This window comes from Stenotrophomonas sp. BIGb0135, assembly GCF_024810105.1.
Lineage (GTDB): Bacteria > Pseudomonadota > Gammaproteobacteria > Xanthomonadales > Xanthomonadaceae > Stenotrophomonas > Stenotrophomonas maltophilia_AB.
In genome coordinates this window covers 191,299-211,613 of record NZ_JANUDX010000007.1, presented here as the reverse complement: position 1 = coordinate 211,613, position 20,315 = coordinate 191,299, and the positions used below count along the sequence as shown (strand labels likewise).

Here is a 20,315-nt window from a genome sequence, read left to right as displayed (position 1 = left end):
GCCGGGGCAGCCGACCAACGGTCGGCTCTACCGGGTGCTGGGGGCCAGGCGTATGCTGGCGCGCCTTGCGTTGCGGTGTCGCCGTGTTCGAGCTGGTTCCCCCTGAGCTGTTGTGGTTGGTGGCGATCGCCTTCATCGCCGGCCTGGTCGATGCGGCCGTGGGCGGCGGCGGGCTGGTGCAGTTGCCCGGTCTGTTCACGGTGCTGCCGCAGCACACCCCGGCGATGCTGTTTGGCACCAACAAGTTCAGCTCGATGTTCGGCACCGCTGCGGCCGCGTTCCGCTATGCGCGCAACGTGCGCTTCCCGTGGCGACCGGTGCTGTTCGCGGCCGGCACCGCCTTCGTGTTCTCCTTTGCCGGCGCCACGGCGGTGAGTTTGCTGCCCAAGGATGCGGTGCGTCCGCTGGTGCTGGTCCTGCTGGTGGCGATGCTCGGCTACACGCTGTGGAAGAAGGATTTCGGCGCGCTGCACCGGCCGCGCGAGATCGGGCGCAAGGAGCTGGTCACGGCCTTGGCGATCGGTGCGGTGATCGGGTTCTACGACGGCTTCTTCGGGCCGGGTACGGGCAGCTTCCTGATCTTCCTGTTCGTGCGCTTCTTCGGCCTGGATTTCCTGCGTGCCTCGGCCGCCTCGAAGGTGGTGAACCTGGCGACCAACGTGGCCGCCATTTCGTTCTTCGTGCCGACCGGCAACATCCTGTGGCTGTTCGCATTGCCGATGGCCGCCGCCAACATCATCGGCTCGGTGGTGGGCACGCGGCTGGCGCTGCGGGGCGGCACGCCCTTCATCCGCAAATTGTTCGTCGGCCTGGTGGTGGTGCTGATCGCGCGGATGGGCTGGGATACGTTTGCCGGGTAACGCGTAGAGCGGAGTGCCGGGGCACTGGGGTTGGCGACCGGTGATGGAGCAGCCGACCAACGGTCGGCTCTACGTGGGTGCGGGATTTCCGTTGCCGGTGCGGGATTTCCGTTGCGGGTGCGGGATTCCGTTGCCGGTGCGGGATTTCGTTGCGCGTGCGGGATTCCGTTGCGCGTGCGGGATTCGGGTGCCGGTGCAGGATTTCCGGTGCGGGTGCGGGATTCCGTTGCCCGTGCGGGATTTCCGTTGCCGGTGCGGGATTTCCGGTGCCGGCGCGGGATTTCCGTTGCCGGTGCGGGATTTCCGGTGCCGGTGCGGGATTCCGTTGCCCGTGCAGGATTTCCGTTGCGGGTGCGGGATTTCCGGTGCCGGTGCGGGGATTGCCGGTGCCGGTGCGGGATTCCGTTGCTCGTGCAGGATTTCCGGTGCCGGTGCGAGATTCCGTTGCCCGTGCGGGATTCCGTTGCCCGTGCGGGATTTCCGGTGCCGGTGCGGGATTCCGTTTCCCGTGCAGGATTTCCGTTGCAGGCGCGGGATTTCCGGTGCCGGCTCAGGATTTCCGTTGCCGGCGCGGGAGTTGCCGTTGTGGGCGCGCGATTGCCGGTGCCGGTGCGGCGCAGCCGTGCCGACCGGTCAGGCGACCGGTTCGGCGTCCTGCTGGCGGCTGCGCTCGGGCAGCTTCAAGCGCTTGGCTTCCTCGTCGTACTCGATCAGCAGCACGCCGGAGTCGTGGCGGCCGCTGATTTCGACGAAGCAGGCGCCGCCGATGAACGGTTCGAGCGTCATCACCGACTTCAGCGGCGTGGCCACCACCATCTGGAAACCGAAGTTCTCGAAGATGTTCATCGCCAGCGCGGTGAACTCGTTGTCGGCCTTGTCGAAGGCTTCGTCGAGCACCACGGCGGCGTAGCTGGGCAGCTGGCTTTCGGCGCCGCCGAGCTGGTAGCGCAGCGCGGCCGCCAGGCAGGTGGTGGCCAGCTTCTGCCGCTGTCCACCGGATTTGCCGGCGCCGCTGCGGTAGATCTCGACCTGCTGGCGGGTAGCAGCATCGAGCTCGACGCCGATGAATTCCACATGCAGGCGCACGTCGAGCACGTTCTCGCGCCAGCGCCGGTCTTCGCCTTCCTGTGAGCCCAGGCGCTTGACCAGTTCACGCAGCACCGCGAACTGCGCTTCGGCCACCTCGCGTTCTTCGGTCTGGTGGTGCGACAGCACTTCGCGCAGCTGCTGGTGGAACTCCAGCACCTCCGGCAGGCGCCGGTCGCTGAGCTCGATGGTCAGCAGCGTGCCGCGGTTGAACGGCACCTGCTCCAGCGAGGCATTGACCTCGTCCAGGCGCTGGCCGATCGACTTGCGTGCCTCGGCACTGTGCCGCTGCAGGGCCAGCAGGTTGTTCTTGCTCTGGTTCTGCAGCAGGTCGAAGAAGCGTTCTTCGTGCTGCGGCAGGCCATCGCGCTCCAGGCGCTGCAGGCGGGCGAGGAAGTCCTCGGCCGAGGCCACCGACGCGGTGAAGTCACCGGATTCCTCCGGCCATGCCTGTGCGAAGCGACGGAAGCAGGCCACCAGCTGGGTCTCGACGCGGTGCACGTCCTGCTGCGAGGCGGCGAGGCTCTCGTTGATGCCCTTGCTGATCTCGCGCATGTGCGCTTCCAGCGTCTCCAGGCTCAGCCCCCCCAGCCGCTCCAGGCGCAGCTGCAGCCCCGCTTCCTGGGTGGCGCCGAGCGCCGGCAGCACCAGCGCACGGCTGCGTTGGCGCTGGGCATCGAGTTTGTCGCGCTCGCGGGCGTGCTGGGCCAGCTCGACCCGGGTGTCTTCGTAGGTGCGGCGTGCCTGCGCGATATCCGCGCGGGCCTGGTCGATCTGCTGGGCCAGCCGGGCCAGGTCGGCGTTGCCTTCCTTGAGTTCGCGCAGCGAGGACTCGATGTCCTGCAGGCGCTGGACCGCCGTGGCGATATCCACTTCTTCCCAGACGAAGTTCACCAGCTGGTTGCAGGCCAGGCGACGGTCGTTGTCACGATCGCGCTGGCTGCGCAGCCGGGCGACGTCTTCGTCGCAGGCAGCGATGCGCTGGGCAAGCTCCTGGGCTTCCTTGCGGAACACCGCCAGTTTTTCCGTATTGCTGAAGCCAAGCAGCCAGCGGCGGCGATCGCCGATCGCGTTGCGGTCATCCTTCTCGAAGCGGTCGCCCGGGTGCTTGACCTGGCCTTCGCGCGAGATACCCCGTTCCACGTCGCGCAGCTGCTTTGCCTCGACGCACTCGTAGTCGTAGCGCTTGCCGAGCTCGCGGCGCAGCCACGGCTCGAACGGGCTGTCGCGGAACTCCAGCTTGTGCAGCAGCGAACGTGCCGACGGTTGGCGCGCAATGGCATCGTCATTGCGACGCACGCGATAGTAGGTCAGCCGCATGCCAAGCTGGGTGCGATTCACCCACGCATTGACCTCGTTGTAATGCTTGTCGTCCACCAGCAGCGACTGCGCGAAGCCGAACAGCACGCGCTCGATCGCGCCCTGCCAGGCGCCCTCCTCCTGGCGGACCTGGACCAGCTCGCCCACGAACGGCAGTGCCGCCTCGGGGACGCCGGTTTCCTCGGCCATGCGGCTGCGCAGCTTCTGCAGCGGCGCGGGAATGCTCGACGGGTTGCGCTCCATCGCCTCCAGCTCGGCACGGACATCGCAGAAGCGACGCGTGTCGTCCTGTTTGCCGGACAACCGCTCGGTAATGGCATCGTCCAGCGCGGCGGCCGCCTGCTGGCGGTTGTCCAGTTCGCCCTGCGCGCGGGCAATCAGTTCGGCAAACCCGTGGGCGTCGTCGGGCAACGCGTCGCCCAGCGTCTGCGCGGCCTGGCGGGCCTGCTCGCGTTTTGCCTGGCGGCGGTCGCGCTCGGCTTGGGCACGCCCGTGTTCGCGCTCCAGTTCCTCGATGCGCTCGCCGCCCTGCTGGCGTCGCTGCAGCTCGAGTTCGGCGAGGTGCTCTTCATGGTTGGCCAGCCCCTGGCGGCGCTGGGTTTCTTCGCCGAGCAGGCCACGATGGCGGACATCGATCTCCTGCAGGCGCTTTTCCAGCAGCTGCTGCAGGCGCGATTCGCGGAAGCTGTCCAGCCCGAGCTTCAGCGTCTCCTCGTCGGCACGCTGCAGGTTCATTGCTTTCAGCTCGGCATGCAGCGCACGCGCGGGCAACAGGGTTTCGACCTGGCGCCGCGCGGTGACCACCGATTTGTGCGCGCCATCGAGCTCGGCGAAGTCGCTCACCAGGCGCTCGGCGGCATCGAAGGTCTTGGGCGTGTCCAGCATGAAGTCACGCAGGAAGACGTTCAGGTCGCCCAGGTTCTTGGCCGACTGCGTCTTGTGCAGCAGGCGCAGCGCCATCTCATTGTCGATGCCGAGCAGGTGGCGGAAGCGCTCTGCGTAGCCGACGAAGCTGTCGAAGTGGTGCACGTCGCCCAGGCGCTGCTTGAGCTTGCGCAGGTCCAGGTCGAAGCCACCCAGGTCCTTGGCGATATCGAACGGACGCTCGGCGATGAGGTAGTGCTTGCGCACGTCGGCGGCCGCCGCGCCGTTGCCGGCGATCCAGAACAGGCGCACCAGGCTGACCACGCGGCCATCGCCGGCCCGGTATTCCAGCACCAGTGCGGTCCAGGTCGCGCCCTTGCGCAGGTACTGGGTGGCGATTTCGCCGGTGCCGCGGTCCTGCTGGTCGGCCCACGCGCCACGCACGTAGGAGACCAGGTTGCGGTCGCGGCCGCTGCGCTCGGCTTCACGCGCGGCGGCGTTGAAGTCGACGATCGACGGCGGCACCAGCATCGCCGACATGGCGTCGAGCAGGGTCGACTTGCCCGAGCCGGACCGGCCCACGAACAGGAAGCCGCGCTCGGCGATGGGCACTTCGGTCAGGCCGTTGAAGGTGCCCCAGTTGTGCACCTGCAGGCGGCGCATGCGGAACTGCTGCAGCCGCGGATCCGGCAGCCCGTCGGTGAACAGGGCGGGGGTGTGCTTGGAAATGGCCATGCGTTATCGGTGGTCCGTTCAGGCGTTTGCAGCGGGGGTGTCGCGCAACTGGCGGTACACGGCGGACAGCGCGGAGACGTCTTCGGCGGAGAACAGCAGCTTCAGCGCCGGCGACACTTCGTGTCGGTCGTCCTGGCCGGCCAGCCGGGTCAGGATGTGGTTCTCTTTCATCTTCTGCACGGCGGCGGCGACGCGGCGATTGAAGCCGGCCCGATCGGTGGACAGGTTCTTCTCGTAGATGGCCAGCGCTTCGGCCATCTCGGTGTCGGCCACCACCGCGCGGTTGCCGCGCGCGTCCGCTTCGGCCAGCTGCTGGCGCAGGTACAGCAACAGCACCGAGTCGATGAAGGTCAGCGGCGAGCTGCGCAGCAGCACCGGTGCGTCGATGTCCTCGGTATCGGCCTGGCGGGTGAAGGCCACGCCGCTGTCACGGTCGAGCACCAGTTCCAGGAACAGGTCCGACAGCGCCGAGCGGATCGCCGCCTCGCTGCGGATCAACGCCGGCCACAGCTTGGCGTGTCGCAACTGGTCGATGCTCGGGCCGATCAGCAACTGGCACAGCGCGCGGCGACCATCGAGGGGCAGCCGGCCGGTGTCGCCCAGGTAGAACACGTCATTGCTACGCCGCGGCAGCGGCGTGACCACGACCGGTTCGGCCTCGTGATCGTCTGCCACCGCGTCGACCGGGGCGGCATCGTGGGACTCTTCATGCCAGTTCATGGCGTTTCTCCTGGGTGAACCAAACCAGCGGGATGCGGGCGCGTCGCCACTGTCCATCGCCGCCACGCCAATGGGCGGTTTCCTGCTCGCCTTCGACCACCACGCCGTGGCGGGTGCCCAGCGACAGGTAGCCGATCACGCTGCCCAGCCCCTGCGGCGCTTCGCGCTGCGACAGGGCCTGGGCGATGCTCAGTTTCGGCTGCGCACCCAGCAGTTCATGCAGGTCGCGGCGCAGCGTGCGGAAATCGATCTCCGAGGACGCCACCAGGTCGCCGACGCTTTCCAGGCTGATGCTGGCCGCGTCGTTGCGCTGCACGCTGCCATCCACCTGCGCGCTGCGCGGGTCGTGCAGCTTCCATTGCGACCAGGAGCGCAGGCGGCTGGTGGTGAGCTGGAGGTCGCGGCCGATCGGGCGCTGGGCGGAGAACGCATCGCGCAGCGCCAGCGCTTCGGATTGCGCCTGCTTGAGCAGCTGGTTGAGCCGGCGCTGTTCCAGGTAGCCACGGCTCTGCACGAAGCCACGCAGGCTGCGCGCGAAGTGCTGCAGCACGTCGTGGACCTGGCCGCCGCGGTCGAGCATGGTGGCGGTGAAGCCGCGCAGGAACGCGCGCTCGTTGCGGTCCAGCTTGCGCGCGAAGCCGCGCGCAAGCACCGCCTCCAGCGCGGCGTCGAGCTGGGCGCTCTGCTCGGCATCGTTGAGCAGCCGCCAGAAGGCCTGGAAGCTGCGGCCGGCGTCGCTGTCGCCAATCACGTCCACGCCTTCGAACAACCGGGACAGCACGTCGCCACGTTCGCTTTCATCGTCGATGATGCGCTCGCGGAACTCGCGGTTGAGGCGTTCGAAGTCATCGCGGACGCGGCGGAAATCCTCGGTGAGGTCGTCGGCCAGGCCGATGATCTGGCGCGCGCGCTCCAGCGCGCGCTTGCCATCCAGCGCCACCACCCGGCCTTCGCCAACCCGGGCGATCTCGGCATCGATGCGGTCGCGTTCATCGCGCAGCGCCGACAGCCGTGCATCCGGGTTGGACTCGGTCTGCGCGGCCAGCTGCGAGAGCTGTTCGATCACCAGCGCGAGCCGGCTTTCGGTCGCGGCCACGCGGCTCTGCTCCAGGCTGTCGGCGAAGCGGATCGCCTGCAGGGCCTGGGTGGACAGTTCGTATTGTTCCTGGTCGGCGCCCTCGGGCAGGCGCCGCTCCAGCCAGCCCTGGGCCAGCCAATGGGCGATGTAGGCCTGGGCGGTACGCGGCAGCTCACGCGACAGTTCGTCGCCGTTGAGCTGGTCCAGCGCCCGCTGCAGGCGTTCGTGCAGGGCGGCGGCCGGCAGCGTGCGCTCCCCGTCCATCAGCAGGCTCTGCAGCAGGCCGATGATCTCCGGGGCGTTGGCGGCGGCCAGCAGCTTCCACTGGGGCTGTTCGCGCAGGGCGCGGTAACGGGTGATGCGTTCGCGGTGCTTCATGCAGCCAGGACATCCGGAAGAACACCGCGCGGCCAGACGCCGCGCGGCAGGAAGGGGAACGACCCGGCACCGCGGTGCCGGGCGCGCGGCAGGTTCAGCGCTTGCCGCCCACTTCGATGAAGCGCAGGAACTCGGCGCGGGTGCGCGCATCCTCGCGGAAGCTGCCCAGCATCTTGGAGGTGACCATGCTGACGCCGCGCTTGTGGATGCCGCGGGTGGTCATGCACTCGTGCGCACCTTCCACCACCACGCCCACGCCGATCGGCTGCAGCACGTCCTGGATGCACTGGGCGATCTGCGCGGTCATCTTTTCCTGGACCTGGAAGCGACGCGCATAGGCCTCGACCACCCGCGCCAGCTTGCTGATCCCTACCACCTTGCCGGCCGGCAGATAGCCGACGTGCACGCGGCCGATGATCGGCGCCATGTGGTGTTCGCAGTGGCTTTCGTACTCGATGTCGCGCAGCACGATCAGTTCATCGTAGCCGGCCACTTCCTCGAAGGTGCGCTCCATGTAGGCGCGCGGGTCGTCGCGGTAGCCGCTGAACCAGTCGCCGTAGGCCTCGGCCACGCGCCGCGGGGTATCCAGCAGGCCTTCGCGGGTGGGGTCTTCACCGGCCCAGCGCAGCAGGGTGCGCACGGCCGATTCGGCATCGGCCTGGGTGACCGGGGTGGCGTCGTTGTCTTGTTTGCTCATTACATACAGCACCCGAAGGGGGGCGAGCATCGTACCCGACAGACCCCTCGGGCGTCCCCCCGCGCCGGGCCCGGGGCCGTCCAGCGCGCGCCAGGCATTGGGCTGCGGTTGGGCTGGGGGTATTGATAGGATGGAAATTAGTAGTATCCTATCGATCTGCCATGAAACGTACCCTCGACGAACGCACCCAGCTGCAGATGCAGCTCAGCTCCGGCCTGCTCTATGCAGGGCGGCAGTGGCAGCGCCTGGCCGACCAGGCCCTGGGCAGCTATGGCATTTCAGCCGCCTGCACGATGCCGCTGTTGATGATCGGCCGGGCCGGCGGCGGTATCCGCCAGGTCACGCTGGCCCAGCAGCTGGGCATGGAAGGCCCGTCGCTGGTGCGCCTGCTGGACAAGCTGTCGGCCAGCGACCTGGTCCGCCGCGAATGCGACGCCAGCGACCGCCGCGCCAACCTGCTGTGGCTCACCGACAAGGGCGAGGCCCTGGTCAGCCAGTTGGAGACCGCGTTGATCGGGCTGCGCGAGGACGTGTTCGGCGCGCTGTCCATGGATGAACTGCGCACCGTGCTGAAGCTGTGGCAGCTGCTGGCCGATGCGGCCGACCGCGTGACGTAAACCGATTCGCCGCTGTACCGCCCGGTGCCGTGCTGCGGCGCCGGGCGTCCCCCTTTCCGCTCCCCCAGTGAACCCTTTGCCTCGATGTACGGTGAATTCAGTCTCTATGGTGTGTTCGTCCCGACCCTGCTCGGGCTGATGCTGCTGGCCTACCTGCTCATCAGCGGGTTGCGCCTTGTCCTGCAGCGCACCGGCGCCTACCGCCACATCTGGCACCCCGCCCTGTTCAACCTGGCCGTGTACGTGATCGTGCTCGGCGGGTTGTTTTCCCTGATGCGTTGGATGCAATCGTGAACAAGATCCTCAAGCGTGCTTTCCCGGTCGTGCTGACCGTCGTGGCGGTGGTTGCCGCCGTGCTGGTGCTGCGCCACCTGTGGGCGTATTACATGGACGAACCGTGGACGCGCGATGCGCACGTCAGCGCCGACGTGGTGCAGGTGGCGCCGGATGTGTCCGGGCTGGTGGAAGCGGTGAAGGTGGCCGACAACCAGCCGGTCAAGCGCGGCGAGGTGCTGTTCGTGGTCGATCGGGCCCGCTACCAGATCGCGCTGGAGCAGGCCCAGGCCGCCCTCGGCGAACGCCGCGCCACGCTGGACCAGCTGCGCCGCGAGATCGCGCGTGACCGCAGCCTGCAGGACCTGGTCGCCGCCGAGGACGCCGAAGTGCGCCGCGCCAAGCTGCTCGCCGCGCAGGCCTCGATGGCCACCGCGCAGGCCGCAGTCGATCTGGCCAGGCTCAACCTGGCCCGCACCGAGGTGCGCAGCCCGAGCGACGGGCACGTCAATGACCGCACCGTGCGTGCCGGTGACTACGTGACCGCCGGGCGCCCGGTGATGGCCGTGCTGGATACCGGCTCGTTCCGCGTGGATGGGTACTTCGAGGAGACCCGGCTGCGCGGCGTGCATCCCGGGCAGAAGGTGGACATCCGCCTGATGGGCGAGGCGCAGCCGCTGCAGGGCCACGTGCAGAGCATCGCCGCCGGCATCGAGGACCGTTACCGCAGCGAAGGCAGCAGCCTGCTGCCGAACGTGACCCCGGCCTTCGACTGGGTGCGGTTGGCCCAGCGCATCCCGGTGCGCATCCACATCGACACGGTGCCGGCGGGCGTGAACCTGATCGCCGGGCGCACCGCCACGGTCACCATCCAGCCGGATACGGCCACGCCCACGCCCACGCCGGTGCGACCGGCACAGGCGGCGTTGTGAGCCGCCCTGCCCTGCACCGCATCGCGCTGGGGCTGGCGTTGACCACCCTGGCCGCGTGCAAGACCGTGGGCCCGGATTACGCCGTGCCCGAGGGATCGGCCTTCCAGCGGCCCGAGGCCAACGCGGCCTTCATCGACACCGGCAACCCGCAGGTGGCCGCCGGCGCCGCGCTGCCGGCGCGCTGGTGGGAGCTGTACCAGGACGACACCCTCAACGCACTGGTGCAGCAGGCCCTGCGCGACAACGTGGAACTCAAGGTGGCCGATGCCAACCTGCGCCGCGCCGCCGCCGTGTACGAGCAGGCGCTGGATGCCGGTGGTTTCGAGTACGAGGCCGAGGCCGGGGTGAGCCGCGCGCAGCTGTCGGCCGAATCCTTCCTGCTGGAACACGAACTGCCGCCGATCAACCTGGCCGACGGCAAGTTCGCGGTGTCCTACCAGTTCGACCTGTTCGGCAAGCTCAAGCGCGCCTCCGAGGCCGCGCACGCCGACGAGCAGAGCGTGGCCGCCGCGCTCGACCTGGCCCGGGTGTCGCTGGTGGCGCAGGTCGCCGGCAGCTACGTGGAGATCTGCCATGCCAACCATGAGCTGCACGTGGCCGAGCACTCGCTGCAACTGCAGCAGCGCAGTCGCGAGGTCACCCAGCGGCTGATCGACGCCGGCCGTGGCACGCCGCCCGAGCTGGCCCGCGCCAACGCCCAGGTCGCGATGCTGGAGGCGGCGCTGCCGCCGCTGCGGGCGCAGCGCCAGGCGTCCGAATACCAGTTGGCCGCCCTGCTCGGCCGCACCCCGGGGCAGCTGCCCGATGGCGTGGCCGACTGCAGCCAGGCACCCACGCTGGCCCAGCCGTTGCCGGTGGGTGATGGCCGTGCGCTGCTGGCACGCCGCCCCGACGTGCGCCAGGCCGAGCGCCGCCTGGCCGCGGCCACCGCCCGCATTGGCGTGGCCACCGCCGAGCTGTACCCGGACATCCGCCTGGGCGCCTCGCTCGGCGCGGCCGGCCTGCTGGAGGATTTCGGCCAGCCGCTGACCCAGCAGTGGTCGATCGGCCCGCTGATTTCCTGGACGCTGCCGTCCTCGGGCACCCACGCGCGCATCCACGCCACCGAAGCCGGCGCCGATGCCGCCCTGGCCGAGTTCGACCACAGCGTGCTGCAGGCGCTGCGCGAAACCCAGACCGCGCTCAGCCGCTATGCGCACGACCTGCAGCGCCTGCAATCGCTGCAGACCGCGCAGCAGCAGGCCGAACTGGCCGCCAGCCAGAACCGGCGCCTGTACCAGGGCGGGCGCACCCCGTACCTGGCCAGCCTGGACGCCGACCGCACGCTGGTCTCGGCCGATGCAACGCTGGCCGCCGCGCAGGCGCAGGTGTCGCGTGACCAGATCCAGCTGTTCCTGGCGCTTGGCGGCGGCTGGAACGCCGACGCCGTGGCCCCGCGCGCGGCAGCGAGGTAAGCCATGCTGCTGCTGGATCGCCAGGCATGGCTGTTTTCGGTCAAGACCTTCCTGGCCGCGCTGGCTGCGCTGTACATCGGCCTGGCCGGCAACCTGTCACGCCCGTATTGGGCGATGGCCACCGTCTACATCGTCACCCAGCCGATGCTCGGCCCCACCCGCGCCAAGGGTGTCTACCGCATCCTGGGCACGCTGCTCGCCGGCGCGGCCACGCTGTGGATGCTGCCGCACCTGGTGGAAACGCCGTTGCTGCTGAGCGCGGCGATGTCGCTGTGGTTGTCCGCCTGCCTGTTCATCGCCCTGCTCAACCGCGGCCCGCGCGGCTACGCATTCCTGCTGGCCGGCTATACCACCGCCTTCATCGGCTTCCCGGCGGTGACCTCGCCGGACACCATCTTCGACACGGTGGTGGCGCGCAGCGAGGAGATCATCCTGGGCACGGTGGTGGCGGTGCTGTTTGCCTCGCTGTTCTTCCCTGCCTCGGTGCGACCGATGCTGCGCTCGCGGATCGGCAACTGGATGGGCGATGCGGCGCAGTGGTGCCGGCAGATCCTGCTGCGCGGCCAGGCGCATGCCCCGCGCAACCGTCTGGCAGCCGACCTGGTGCAGTTCGAGGCCTTGATCGAATTCCTGCGCCGCGACGACCCGCGCCATGCCGGTGCGGCGATCTCGATGGAACGACTGCGCGAGCGGATGCTGCTGATGCTGCCGGTGCTGTCCTCGATCGCCGACCGCCTGGGCGCGTTGCGGGCCGGAGGCCGTGCGCTGCCGCCAGGGCTCGAGGCGCTGGTGGCCGACATCGCCGACTGGCTGGACACGCCGGGCCGCTCAAGCGCCAGTGCGTATGCGGCGCTGCGCGAGCGCATCCTGGCATTGAAGCCGGCGGTGGATGGCGAACTGGACCACCTGTTGCTGGTCACCCTGCTGCTGCGCCTGGAGGAGCTGGTGGACCTCTGGCAGGACTGCGCCACCCTGCAGGACGCGATCGAACACGGCAGTGCCCCGCGCGACATCGCCCATTACCGCATCCGCGCCAAGCGCGTGGGCGACGCACGCCACGTGGACTACGGCATGGCGCTGTTCTCCGCCGCCAGCGCCGGCGTCGCATTGATGACCTACTGCGCGCTGTGGATCGCGCTCGGTTGGGAAGGTGGCGGCAATGGCGCGATGATGGCCGCCGTGGCCGCGGCATTCTTCGCCGCCCAGGACGACCCGGCGCCGAGCATGCTGTCCTTCCTGCTGTGGGCGATCGTGGCCAGCCTGGTGGCCGCTGTGTACCTGTTCGGCGTGTTCCCGGCGGTGCATGATGTCGGCAGCCTGGCGCTGGTGCTGGCGGTGGTGTTCCTGCCGGTGGGCCTGCTTCTGCACAAGCCGCAGACCGCGCTGATCGGGCTGCCGCTGATGGTCAACCTGGTGGCCCTGCTCAATGTGCAGAACACCTACAGCGCCAACATCCAGACCTTCATCAACTCCTCGGTGGCGATGTTCATCGGCATCGGTTTTGCCGTGGTGATGACCCGCTTGTTCCGTTCGGTGGGCGCCGAATGGACCGCGCGCCGGCTGGTGCGACAGGGCTGGACCACGCTGGCCGAGGCCGCCGAAGGCCATGGCCAGCAGGACCGGCAGCAGTTCGCCGCGCGCATGCTGGACCTGCTCGGCCTGCTTGCCCCGCGCCTGGCGGCCACCCCGCAAGGCAGCGACATCGCCTCGGTGGACATGCTCACCGAAGCCCGCATCGGCTTGAACATCCTGCAGCTGCGGCGCGCCCGGCACGACCTGCCACCCACCAGCATGGCGGCGATCGAATCGATCCTGGACGATGTGGCCACGCACTACCGTGCACAGGTGGCCCATCGGGGGCCGCTGCCGGCACCGACCGCTCTGCAGGCCAAGCTGGAGGCCTCGCTGAAGCGGGTGCAGACGGTCGCGCCGGGCAAGGCCCGCGACGAGGCGTTGATGGGCGTGATGGGGTTGCGCTTTGCGTTGTTCCCCGAGGCGCCAGTGGTGGCCAGCGCCGCACCCGACGGCGCCATCGCCGCCGGCTGACGCCAGGCGCCATCGCGATCCGCAACGCGCGGTGGTGCCGGCGCAACACACCGCGCAAGGCGCCTGCGGGTGCGCGCCTATACAGGAGACGCAGTGCATCGCCGCGCGTGGACCACGCCGGCGGACACTGCCGGCAACGCCCACGATGGTCGTTGCCGCACCGGTTGTCCTGTCCAGGAGTACGCCCATGCACCGTCCACTGCACGTCCTGCAACGCCCCGCGCTATCCCTGTGGTTCGGCCTGATCCTGTGCCTGGCAGCGATCCTGCCCGCGCAGGCACAGTGCGTGGTGGCAACCACCGCCACGGCAGCCGATGCCCAGCAGGCGTCCGCCGCGATCGCCGCGCATGCCTTCGCCGGGCACCAGGCCGAGTTCGTCACCGGCAACATCAAGGCCGGGCTGGCCTTTCCCGGCCCGACCCTGGTCGATGCCGCCGCGCTGGAGGGCTTCGTACAGGCCATCCTGACCGGTACGGCCGGGGTCGCGCTGGCCGGTGGCGCTCGCACCAAGTACTGGCATGCCGCCAGCGGCACGATCGTCATCTTCAACAACGCGGTCGCCGACTGCGGCACGGCATTCCGGCCCACGGGCGGGATCACCTACTACAATAACCAGAACTGACCGCCTGCCTCCGTCGCCGGGGCCATGGGAGCCATCATGCGAGACACCGGGCATTTTTCCCTGCTGCTGGAGCATGACGAGGCGATCGGCGTCCTCAACGCGCTCAACTATTTCGGCTTCGGCGTCGATGCCGATACCTGCCATACCGTGACCGGCCTGGACCAGGACCGCGTGCAGGCCCTGCACGCGCGGCTGCACCTGGCCCACCGTGGCGACAGCACGGTGCCCTGAGCGCCGGCGGTGCTGAGCACGCGCGCGTCGCCCGGCCCCCCCTGATGCAGACCCCCTCGCCACCGCGCGCGTGCACGGTGGCGTCTGCGTGTGCGGGGTGCGCGCAGCGCATTGGCAGCGGCTGACAAAACGCTGCAACGGCGCGCGCGTTGCCGGCGCGGGGCGATCGCTATACAGCAGGTGCATCCGGCCGATCCGCGACCGCGGTGCCCTTCCCCTGCGGAGACCGCGCATGCACGCCGACGCCGATGCTGTTCCCTCCTCCCGTGCACCGGCGCTGCGCGCCGTGCATTGCCTGGCCTGCACGCTGGCGCGTCCACGCCGGCACGCGATGCTGCCGCAGCTGTTCCGCATGGAGCAGCTGGGCCTGCAGCGCGGGTTCCTGGACAGCGTGGCCGCCTACGCCGCGCAGTTGCCGTGGGATGCCTACGACGTGGCCCGGCGTCGCCGCCAGGTGCTGCAGCGGCACGCCAGCATCCTCGCGCCTGCGCAGCGCGCGCTGCTGGAGGACGACGACGCCGCGCCCGACGCGGTATGGAACGCCGTGCGCGACCACCTGCCCTCGGTGCTGCGCGCCGCGCTGGAGCGCATCCAGCCGCACCGCCGGCGGGCGATGCGCAAGTACGACGCACGGCGGGTCTCCACCGCCTGCTGGCAGCTGCAGCCGCTGGAGGACCCGCATTTCGTGCAGCCCGCTGCGGCGGCCCGTGCACCGCACCGGGTGTTCGCGCCGATCGCTGCGGCGCTGACCTACCATCCGGACACGCTGCGGCTGGTCGCCGGCATCGCCGAAACCATCCACCAGCGCTGCGCGGCCACGCGCCTGCGGCTGGTGTTGCACCAGATGCTGACGATCGCGCGCGGGCCTGGCGCCGCCGAGCCGGCGCCCGAGGGCCTGCACCAGGATGGCGCGGACTACATCCTGTCGGCATTGGTGATCCGTCGGCGTGGCGTGCATGGCGGTGCCTCCCGCGTCTACCGCGGCAGTGCCGGCCCCTTGCTGCTGGAGCACACGCTGGGCGAAGGCGAGGGGCTGTTCCAGCCCGATGCCGGCTCGCCGCTGTGGCACGAGGTGTCGGCGCTGCATGCCGAGGACCCGCATGGCGAAGGCCAGCGCATGATCCTGGGCATCGATGCGCACGTGCTGTCCGAGCGACCGGCATGAGCGCCCGCGCCCCGCGCAGCCGCGCGCGCCCGCTGCGGCCAGCCTCGGTATGGCGCACGCGCCTGCTGCGGTTGTTGCACCTGGTCGCCGAGCAGGCCTTGCCACTGACCATCGCCGGGGTCTCGTTCGTGATCGCCCTGGACGCGTGGCTGTCGGCCCGCCCGGTGCTGTGGGAGCACCAGCGCGCACTGGCCTCGCTGAGCATCGCCAGCGACCTGGAGGGCACCACGGCCGACGGCATCGACAGCCGCCACACCGTCACCATCAGCAACGTCGGTGAACTCAGCTTCGCGGTGCTCGACGTGCAGGTCGACCTGGCGCTGGACGACGGGCTGCAGGCGCCATGGCTGCAGAACACGCTGCTGCAGGCGCGACCGGTGGCGCTCCCGATCGGGCTGCAGCCGTTCCACCTGGAGGCAGCCCGCGATGGCCGCAGCGCGCGCTTCGCCTTCGCCCAGGACGCTTCCGGCTGGCATGTGATCGACCCGGGTCGATCGGTCGACCTGGTGTTCGCGCAGCCGGTGCAGGGCCATGGCCGGATGGGGGTGAGCGTGGAGGTGTTCACCCAACCGCTGCGCATGGGCGCGCTGGAAGACCAGATCACGGTGGAGCGGGTGATCGCCGGCCGTCGTCGCCATGTGTTTCCCGAGTCGGGGCCGGACGATGTATCCGACCTGGGCGTGTTCCCGTACAGCGCGGCCAGCATGGTGATCGTGGCCGCGCCCACGCCGCCACGCAGCCGGCACGCGGCGTCGCCCCGCCGACCGACGCCGCGTCGCTGGAACGCGCCGGCAAACCCCTGAAACACGCCAACCAACCGGCGTCCCGGGCTGGCCCTATACCTGTGCTGCACGGCGCGCCGCGGCGTGCGTCCCCTCCGCATGGAGCACGCTCATGGCCTTGCCCGTCGATCCAACGTCCGCGGCTGTCGCGGACCACCACCAACGCCGCTGCCGCGGCTTCCTGCGCCTGGCGGTGCTGCGCATCCTGGCGATGCTCGGTGCGGTGCTGCTGGGCCTGTGTGCGCCGCATGCGCCGGCCCACGCCGCCAACGGCCCGCAGGTGACCCAACTGCAGGGTCACCTGGAGCTGGACTACAGCGTGGAAGTGCGCGTGGAGGGGCTGGCCGACTGGGCCGCCGACAACGATCCGCGCCGGCTGGTGCCGTTCATCGATGGGCGCGCGCTGCCGGGCAATCCACCCGAAGCGATCGACGTGACCCGCGGCCGGCTGTTGTTCCACCTGCGCGTCAACGAAGACAGCCGCGCGGTGTGGACCGACCTGCTCGGCGCGCCCGAGGGATTGCGCCGGCCGGTCACCTTCAGCGTGGGCCCGGTCGATGGCGCGCCGTTCGACACCGTGTACGGCGACGGACGGCGGGTGATGCTCACGGTGATTTCGCCGGTGTACGGCGGCATCGCGCTGCTGCTGGTGGTGGTGACGCTGGCCGTGTTCGTGCAGCTGGCACGCACCACCAGCATCATCCGCAAGCCGGCCGAAGGCGGCCTGGGGCCGTATGACCTGGGCCGCTTCCAGATGGCGGTGTGGTTCTTCCTGATCTACCTGTCCTACACCGCCATCTGGCTGATCACCGATGCCACCGACACGATCCACCCATCGCTGCTGGCGCTGCTGGGCATCAGTGCCGGCACCGCGCTGAGCGAGGCGGTGATCGATGCCGGCGGCGCGCCCGCGCCGGCGCCACGCCAGCAGGCGTTGCTGGACGAACGCCAGCAGCGGGTGCGCGAGATCGGTACGCGCGGCATGTGGCAGGACGGCAACGAGGGCGCGGGCGGCGACCCGCGCGAGCGCCAGCAGGCCGCGCGGCAACGGGTGATGCAGATCGACCGCGAGCTGCGCGCGCTGCAGGCCCCTGCGCCGGAGATGGCGTCGCGCGGACTGCTGCATGACCTGCTCTCGGATGCGCAGGGCTACCGTTTCGATCGTTTCCAGATCTTCGCCTTCACGCTGATCCTGGGCGTGATCTTCCTGTCCGATGTCTACAACAACCTGAGCATGCCCGAGCTCAGTCCCACCCTGCTGGGGCTGATGGGCCTCAGCTCGGGCACCTATATCGGTTTCAAGCTGCCCAACCGCAGCTGACCCCACGCCGGCCCACGGCGTGGCGCCCTCTCCTGGATGCGCCCAGACCAACGAGGATCCGCAATGAACAGCATGACGTTGAGCCCGCAAGGGATCGAATGGCTCAAGCAGGTGGAAGGCCAGCGCCTGCAACCCTACGACGACCAGACCGGCAAGCCGGTCGACCACTGGGTGGCCGGCGCCACCGTCGGCTACGGGCACCTGATCGCCCGCGCCGAGTGGGACGGGCTTGCCCGCGGGATCACCCTGGAACAGGCCGAGGCGCTGCTGCGCAAGGACCTGGCGCCGTTCGAGCAGGCCGTCAACCGTGGCGTGACCGCGACGGTGTCGCAGTGCCAGTTCGATGCACTGGTGATCCTCAGCTTCAACATCGGGGTGGGCAACTTCGCCCGCTCCTCGGTGCTCAAGCTGGTCAACAACCCCCAGGCCAGCACCACCTTTGCCACGCTGGAGGCGGCCTGGATGGCGTGGACGCGGTCGCAGGGCAAGGTGATGAAGGGCCTGGTCAACCGCCGCGGCGCCGAGTGGCGCATGTACAGCAGCGGCACCTACGCACACTGGTAAACGGCAGAACGCCGCGGCACCCGATGGGGTACCGCGGCGTATCGGGTGCGCCTGCAGGTGGGCTCAGGGCGTCACGCGCTGCAGGACGCAGCCTGGCGCGCATTCGCCGATCGCCGGCTCGATGCGCAGGCGGGGGGTGTCATCGAGGGTCTGCACCACGATCCAGCGCCCCACCAGGCGATCGCAGGCGGCACCGCCGTTGCCGGGCCGCACCGAGTACCACGCTCCCTCCGCGGTGCGCCCTTCCAGGCGCAGCGGCACCCGGCAGTTGCGCGGACTGGCGTAGGCCAGGCTGCTGCCCAGGTCGCCCGGCTCGCTGCCCGCCAGCGTCAGTTGCAGGCTCACCGGCAGGTTCGCCGCGCCCTGCACCTGGGTGGCCCAGCGCCCTGCCAGCGCTGCCGGCAGGCGGGCCGCCGCGGGGACCTGGCCACTGGCCCACAGCGACACCTCCGAGGCTGCCGCGTCGCTGCGCACCTGCAGCGTGGCCTGGCCTTCGCCCACCTGCAGCTGCACGCGGCCCGGATACAGCCGGTTGCACCAGCGCCCGCCGTTGGCGCCGACCAGGTCGTACTGCAACTGGCCGTCGCCCTGGTGGGACAGGCGTGCGTCGAGACGGCAGTTGCGCGGCTCGCCGAACACGATCTGGGCCGTGTCGCTGGCCGGCTGCAAGGCCAGGCGCACCGATGACGGCCGCCCATCGGCGGTATCCACCCCCACCCACGTGGCCGCCGTTGCGGCGTCGGGATGGGCCTGTGCATGGGCGAACAGCGGGGCCAGCAGAACCAGCCACCCCAACGCCCGGCGGCAATCGTATGTCCTCATCGTGTACTCCTTGGTGGTTGAAACGCCAGGCGCGGGCAGCTGCCCGCACCCGGCTCAGAAATAACGCGTCATCAACGCCACGCCGAGCGCGATCAGCCACAGCGTGGCCAGCAGCCGCTGGCGGCGACGACGGGCACGCGCGGCGGCCGCGGCGCGCTTGCGGGCCAGCAGCGGGCCCAGCCATTGGCGTACCTGGTGGGCGTCGTCGTCGGACAGCAACAGGCGCAGGCGGTCGGGTCGGGCCATGTCATGCCTCCGCGGTCGAGGGGGGATCGAGGCTGAAACGGCGCAGGCTCTGGCCGTCCAGCAGCAGTTCGCCGTGCAGCGGGGTGCCGCCATGCAGGCAGATGGTCAAGCGGTGTTCGGCCTCTCCGGTGCATGGGTGCAGCGCGATCCTCGCCGGCAGGCCATCGGCGCCGGCCACTTCTTCGACCTCGCAATCCAGCTGCACTTCCAGCGTGGTGGCCAGGATGCCGCGCGGCACGATCAACTCGGCCAGCGGTACGTCGTGCTGCAGCCATTGCCCATCGACGAGGCTGCGAACCACCAGCGTCTGGCCCGCGCCGAGGCGGGCCTGCAGGCGCTGCAGGTGCGCATGCGCGCAGCGGTGGCGGCTGTCCGCCAATGCCCGGGCGAGGGTGTGGATCAGGTCATCGAGCGGATGGTCGGCCATCGACAGGCTCCCGTGCCGGTCATTCGGCCAACCACACCGGTCGGCGCGGAAAGCCGACGTGGTAGGCCAGCCACTGCAGCACGACCTGGTGCTCGCCGATCTGCAGGATGGTGAAGCTGCGTTCGATCCCCAGGATCGCGCCCTTCGGCGTATCGCTGAGGCAGCGGTTGAGCAGGTCCTGGGCCTGGCCCAGGTCGGCATCGGTGAGCATCTGGGTGGGGTTGTTGCTGCCTACCACGATGCGTTTGACGAACTTGACATCATTCAGATCGAACATGGCGGTCTTCCCTGCGTTGGACATGCCGGACCCGCCGCGTCTTGGCGACGCGACGGGTCATTCCACGATTGCGTTCACCGCGATGGGCGCAACGCCCATGTCAGGCCACCGGTACCGGGGCGCCGATCTTGCGCGGGGCCGAGGCGGTCTGCAGGATGTCCATCACCCGGGCCAGGCCTTCGGGCATGCCCTTGTCCTCGGCGTGCACGGCCACGGTGTACTTGGCCGAATTGTCCGACGTGCGGGTGTTCTCCTTGTGCGAGGCCACCGAGCCCTGGATGTTCACCTTGGCCGAGAACACGCCCCAGCCCACCTTCATTTCCGCCTGCATCGCCGCCGAGTAGTCCTGGCTGTCCTTGGCCGAGAACGACGACTTCACTTCCATCTCGAAGTTGATGTCCACGCTGTAGATGCTCAGGTTGGGCACCTTGACGATGGCCAGCAGCGGCACTTCCAGCTCCACTTCTTCCTCGGAGAACGGCTGGGCCTCCTTGGTGGCCGGATCGAGGTTGTCGACCGGGCGCTTGAAGCGGAACAGCGCGGTGCGGGTGCCGCCGACCGCGTTGGGATCGGTGTTGGCCGGGTCCGGCGGCAGGAAGCCGACCGAGCGGATGAAGCTGGCGGTGGCCTGGGCCAGTTTGATCTGCGAATCGCACGCTGCGGTGAGCGGGCCGCCGATCAGGTCGGCCATGGGCAGACCCTTGAACTGGCTGGAGATATTGACGAGTTCGTCAGGCATGGTGATGCACTCCTAGTGGTTGGCAGGCAGCGACGGCCGTAACGCGTGGACGCCGCCGT

At 69.6% G+C, this 20,315-nt stretch carries 21 protein-coding genes; 12 read left to right on the top strand and 9 right to left on the bottom strand.

Annotated elements, in window-relative coordinates; translation table 11 throughout:
* The first annotated feature begins 83 nt into the window (after positions 1-83).
* On the top strand, positions 84-860 hold the full coding sequence (locus M2421_RS15135; RefSeq protein ID WP_259208184.1) for a TSUP family transporter: 777 nt from the start codon (positions 84-86) through the stop codon (positions 858-860).
* A gap of 633 nt (positions 861-1,493) precedes the next feature.
* Here M2421_RS15135 and M2421_RS15130 read toward each other — a convergent pair.
* The 4 genes from M2421_RS15130 to folE all read right to left on the bottom strand — a co-directional run bounded on the left by M2421_RS15130 (position 1,494) and on the right by folE (position 7,738).
* Positions 1,494-4,865: an SbcC/MukB-like Walker B domain-containing protein gene (locus M2421_RS15130; protein WP_259208182.1), complete on the bottom strand. Its 3,372-nt coding sequence runs from the start codon at positions 4,863-4,865 to the stop codon at positions 1,494-1,496.
* Between the two features lie 18 nt (positions 4,866-4,883).
* The gene (locus tag M2421_RS15125) at positions 4,884-5,585 is read right to left on the bottom strand and encodes a DUF4194 domain-containing protein (protein ID WP_259208180.1); all 702 of its coding nucleotides are present in this window, start codon (positions 5,583-5,585) and stop codon (positions 4,884-4,886) included.
* Positions 5,572-7,041 (bottom strand): DUF3375 domain-containing protein, encoded by a 1,470-nt coding sequence (locus tag M2421_RS15120; RefSeq protein ID WP_259208178.1) that lies wholly within the window; start codon positions 7,039-7,041, stop codon positions 5,572-5,574. The genes M2421_RS15125 and M2421_RS15120 overlap by 14 nt, the downstream gene beginning before the upstream one ends.
* 94 nt (positions 7,042-7,135) lie before the next feature.
* Positions 7,136-7,738, bottom strand: a complete 603-nt coding sequence (gene folE, locus M2421_RS15115) for a GTP cyclohydrolase I FolE (RefSeq protein ID WP_228884867.1) — start codon at positions 7,736-7,738, stop codon at positions 7,136-7,138.
* A 161-nt stretch (positions 7,739-7,899) separates the two neighbouring features.
* Between folE and M2421_RS15110 the strand changes: the two genes are divergently transcribed.
* From M2421_RS15110 to M2421_RS15060, 11 genes are all read left to right on the top strand, one after another.
* Complete coding sequence (locus tag M2421_RS15110; protein WP_259208173.1) at positions 7,900-8,355, top strand: MarR family transcriptional regulator; 456 nt, start codon at positions 7,900-7,902, stop codon at positions 8,353-8,355.
* 84 nt (positions 8,356-8,439) lie between these two features.
* Positions 8,440-8,649 carry a DUF1656 domain-containing protein gene (locus M2421_RS15105; RefSeq protein WP_259208170.1) on the top strand — a complete coding sequence of 70 codons (210 nt, stop codon included), beginning with the start codon at positions 8,440-8,442 and terminating at the stop codon, positions 8,647-8,649.
* Entirely contained in the window at positions 8,646-9,560 is a 915-nt protein-coding gene (locus tag M2421_RS15100; RefSeq protein ID WP_259208168.1) for an HlyD family secretion protein, read from the top strand. Before M2421_RS15105 ends, M2421_RS15100 begins: the two co-directional genes overlap by 4 nt.
* Complete coding sequence (locus M2421_RS15095; RefSeq protein WP_259208166.1) at positions 9,557-11,014, top strand: efflux transporter outer membrane subunit; 1,458 nt, start codon at positions 9,557-9,559, stop codon at positions 11,012-11,014. The genes M2421_RS15100 and M2421_RS15095 overlap by 4 nt, the downstream gene beginning before the upstream one ends.
* Positions 11,015-11,017: 3 nt before the next feature.
* Complete coding sequence (locus M2421_RS15090) at positions 11,018-13,060, top strand: FUSC family protein (protein WP_259208164.1); 2,043 nt, start codon at positions 11,018-11,020, stop codon at positions 13,058-13,060.
* Positions 13,061-13,247: 187 nt separating this feature from the next.
* Positions 13,248-13,682: a hypothetical protein gene (locus M2421_RS15085; RefSeq protein WP_259208162.1), complete on the top strand. Its 435-nt coding sequence runs from the start codon at positions 13,248-13,250 to the stop codon at positions 13,680-13,682.
* 36 nt (positions 13,683-13,718) lie between these two features.
* On the top strand, positions 13,719-13,913 hold the full coding sequence (locus M2421_RS15080) for a hypothetical protein (protein WP_259208160.1): 195 nt from the start codon (positions 13,719-13,721) through the stop codon (positions 13,911-13,913).
* A gap of 232 nt (positions 13,914-14,145) precedes the next feature.
* Complete coding sequence (locus M2421_RS15075) at positions 14,146-15,078, top strand: 2OG-Fe dioxygenase family protein (RefSeq protein WP_259208156.1); 933 nt, start codon at positions 14,146-14,148, stop codon at positions 15,076-15,078.
* Complete coding sequence (locus M2421_RS15070) at positions 15,075-15,881, top strand: hypothetical protein (RefSeq protein ID WP_259208152.1); 807 nt, start codon at positions 15,075-15,077, stop codon at positions 15,879-15,881. The genes M2421_RS15075 and M2421_RS15070 overlap by 4 nt, the downstream gene beginning before the upstream one ends.
* A 91-nt stretch (positions 15,882-15,972) precedes the next feature.
* Positions 15,973-17,181: a hypothetical protein gene (locus M2421_RS15065; protein WP_259208150.1), complete on the top strand. Its 1,209-nt coding sequence runs from the start codon at positions 15,973-15,975 to the stop codon at positions 17,179-17,181.
* Positions 17,182-17,244: 63 nt separating this feature from the next.
* A complete protein-coding gene (locus tag M2421_RS15060) occupies positions 17,245-17,745 on the top strand; it encodes a lysozyme (protein WP_259208146.1) in 501 nt (166 codons plus the stop codon).
* A 63-nt stretch (positions 17,746-17,808) separates the two neighbouring features.
* On the opposite strand, the gene M2421_RS15055 is transcribed toward M2421_RS15060, so the two are convergent.
* The 5 genes from M2421_RS15055 to M2421_RS15035 form a co-directional block, all read right to left on the bottom strand.
* Positions 17,809-18,567, bottom strand: coding sequence for a hypothetical protein (locus M2421_RS15055; RefSeq protein ID WP_259208145.1), 759 nt, complete (start codon positions 18,565-18,567; stop codon positions 17,809-17,811).
* A 54-nt stretch (positions 18,568-18,621) separates the two neighbouring features.
* On the bottom strand, positions 18,622-18,813 hold the full coding sequence (locus M2421_RS15050; protein ID WP_259208143.1) for a hypothetical protein: 192 nt from the start codon (positions 18,811-18,813) through the stop codon (positions 18,622-18,624).
* A 1-nt stretch (position 18,814) separates the two neighbouring features.
* Positions 18,815-19,240, bottom strand: a complete 426-nt coding sequence (locus tag M2421_RS15045) for a hypothetical protein (protein ID WP_259208141.1) — start codon at positions 19,238-19,240, stop codon at positions 18,815-18,817.
* Between the two features lie 19 nt (positions 19,241-19,259).
* Positions 19,260-19,517, bottom strand: a complete 258-nt coding sequence (locus M2421_RS15040) for a hypothetical protein (protein WP_259208138.1) — start codon at positions 19,515-19,517, stop codon at positions 19,260-19,262.
* A 100-nt stretch (positions 19,518-19,617) separates the two neighbouring features.
* The gene (locus M2421_RS15035; protein WP_259208137.1) at positions 19,618-20,256 is read right to left on the bottom strand and encodes a DUF2589 domain-containing protein; all 639 of its coding nucleotides are present in this window, start codon (positions 20,254-20,256) and stop codon (positions 19,618-19,620) included.
* Positions 20,257-20,315: the final 59 nt, after the last annotated feature.

Excerpts from the sequence above, each read along its gene's own strand:
- M2421_RS15130 (WP_259208182.1), bottom strand. The coding sequence starts at position 4,865 with ATGGCCATTTCCAAGCACACCCCCGCCCTGTTCACCGACGGGCTGCCG.
- M2421_RS15125 (WP_259208180.1), bottom strand. The coding sequence starts at position 5,585 with ATGAACTGGCATGAAGAGTCCCACGATGCCGCCCCGGTCGACGCGGTG.
- M2421_RS15120 (WP_259208178.1), bottom strand. The coding sequence starts at position 7,041 with ATGAAGCACCGCGAACGCATCACCCGTTACCGCGCCCTGCGCGAACAG.
- folE (WP_228884867.1), bottom strand. The coding sequence starts at position 7,738 with ATGAGCAAACAAGACAACGACGCCACCCCGGTCACCCAGGCCGATGCC.
- M2421_RS15110 (WP_259208173.1), top strand. The coding sequence starts at position 7,900 with ATGAAACGTACCCTCGACGAACGCACCCAGCTGCAGATGCAGCTCAGC.
- M2421_RS15105 (WP_259208170.1), top strand. The coding sequence starts at position 8,440 with ATGTACGGTGAATTCAGTCTCTATGGTGTGTTCGTCCCGACCCTGCTC.
- M2421_RS15090 (WP_259208164.1), top strand. The coding sequence starts at position 11,018 with ATGCTGCTGCTGGATCGCCAGGCATGGCTGTTTTCGGTCAAGACCTTC.
- M2421_RS15085 (WP_259208162.1), top strand. The coding sequence starts at position 13,248 with ATGCACCGTCCACTGCACGTCCTGCAACGCCCCGCGCTATCCCTGTGG.
- M2421_RS15080 (WP_259208160.1), top strand. The coding sequence starts at position 13,719 with ATGCGAGACACCGGGCATTTTTCCCTGCTGCTGGAGCATGACGAGGCG.
- M2421_RS15075 (WP_259208156.1), top strand. The coding sequence starts at position 14,146 with ATGCACGCCGACGCCGATGCTGTTCCCTCCTCCCGTGCACCGGCGCTG.
- M2421_RS15070 (WP_259208152.1), top strand. The coding sequence starts at position 15,075 with ATGAGCGCCCGCGCCCCGCGCAGCCGCGCGCGCCCGCTGCGGCCAGCC.
- M2421_RS15065 (WP_259208150.1), top strand. The coding sequence starts at position 15,973 with ATGGCCTTGCCCGTCGATCCAACGTCCGCGGCTGTCGCGGACCACCAC.
- M2421_RS15060 (WP_259208146.1), top strand. The coding sequence starts at position 17,245 with ATGAACAGCATGACGTTGAGCCCGCAAGGGATCGAATGGCTCAAGCAG.
- M2421_RS15055 (WP_259208145.1), bottom strand. The coding sequence starts at position 18,567 with ATGAGGACATACGATTGCCGCCGGGCGTTGGGGTGGCTGGTTCTGCTG.
- M2421_RS15050 (WP_259208143.1), bottom strand. The coding sequence starts at position 18,813 with ATGGCCCGACCCGACCGCCTGCGCCTGTTGCTGTCCGACGACGACGCC.
- M2421_RS15045 (WP_259208141.1), bottom strand. The coding sequence starts at position 19,240 with ATGGCCGACCATCCGCTCGATGACCTGATCCACACCCTCGCCCGGGCA.
- M2421_RS15040 (WP_259208138.1), bottom strand. The coding sequence starts at position 19,517 with ATGTTCGATCTGAATGATGTCAAGTTCGTCAAACGCATCGTGGTAGGC.
- M2421_RS15035 (WP_259208137.1), bottom strand. The coding sequence starts at position 20,256 with ATGCCTGACGAACTCGTCAATATCTCCAGCCAGTTCAAGGGTCTGCCC.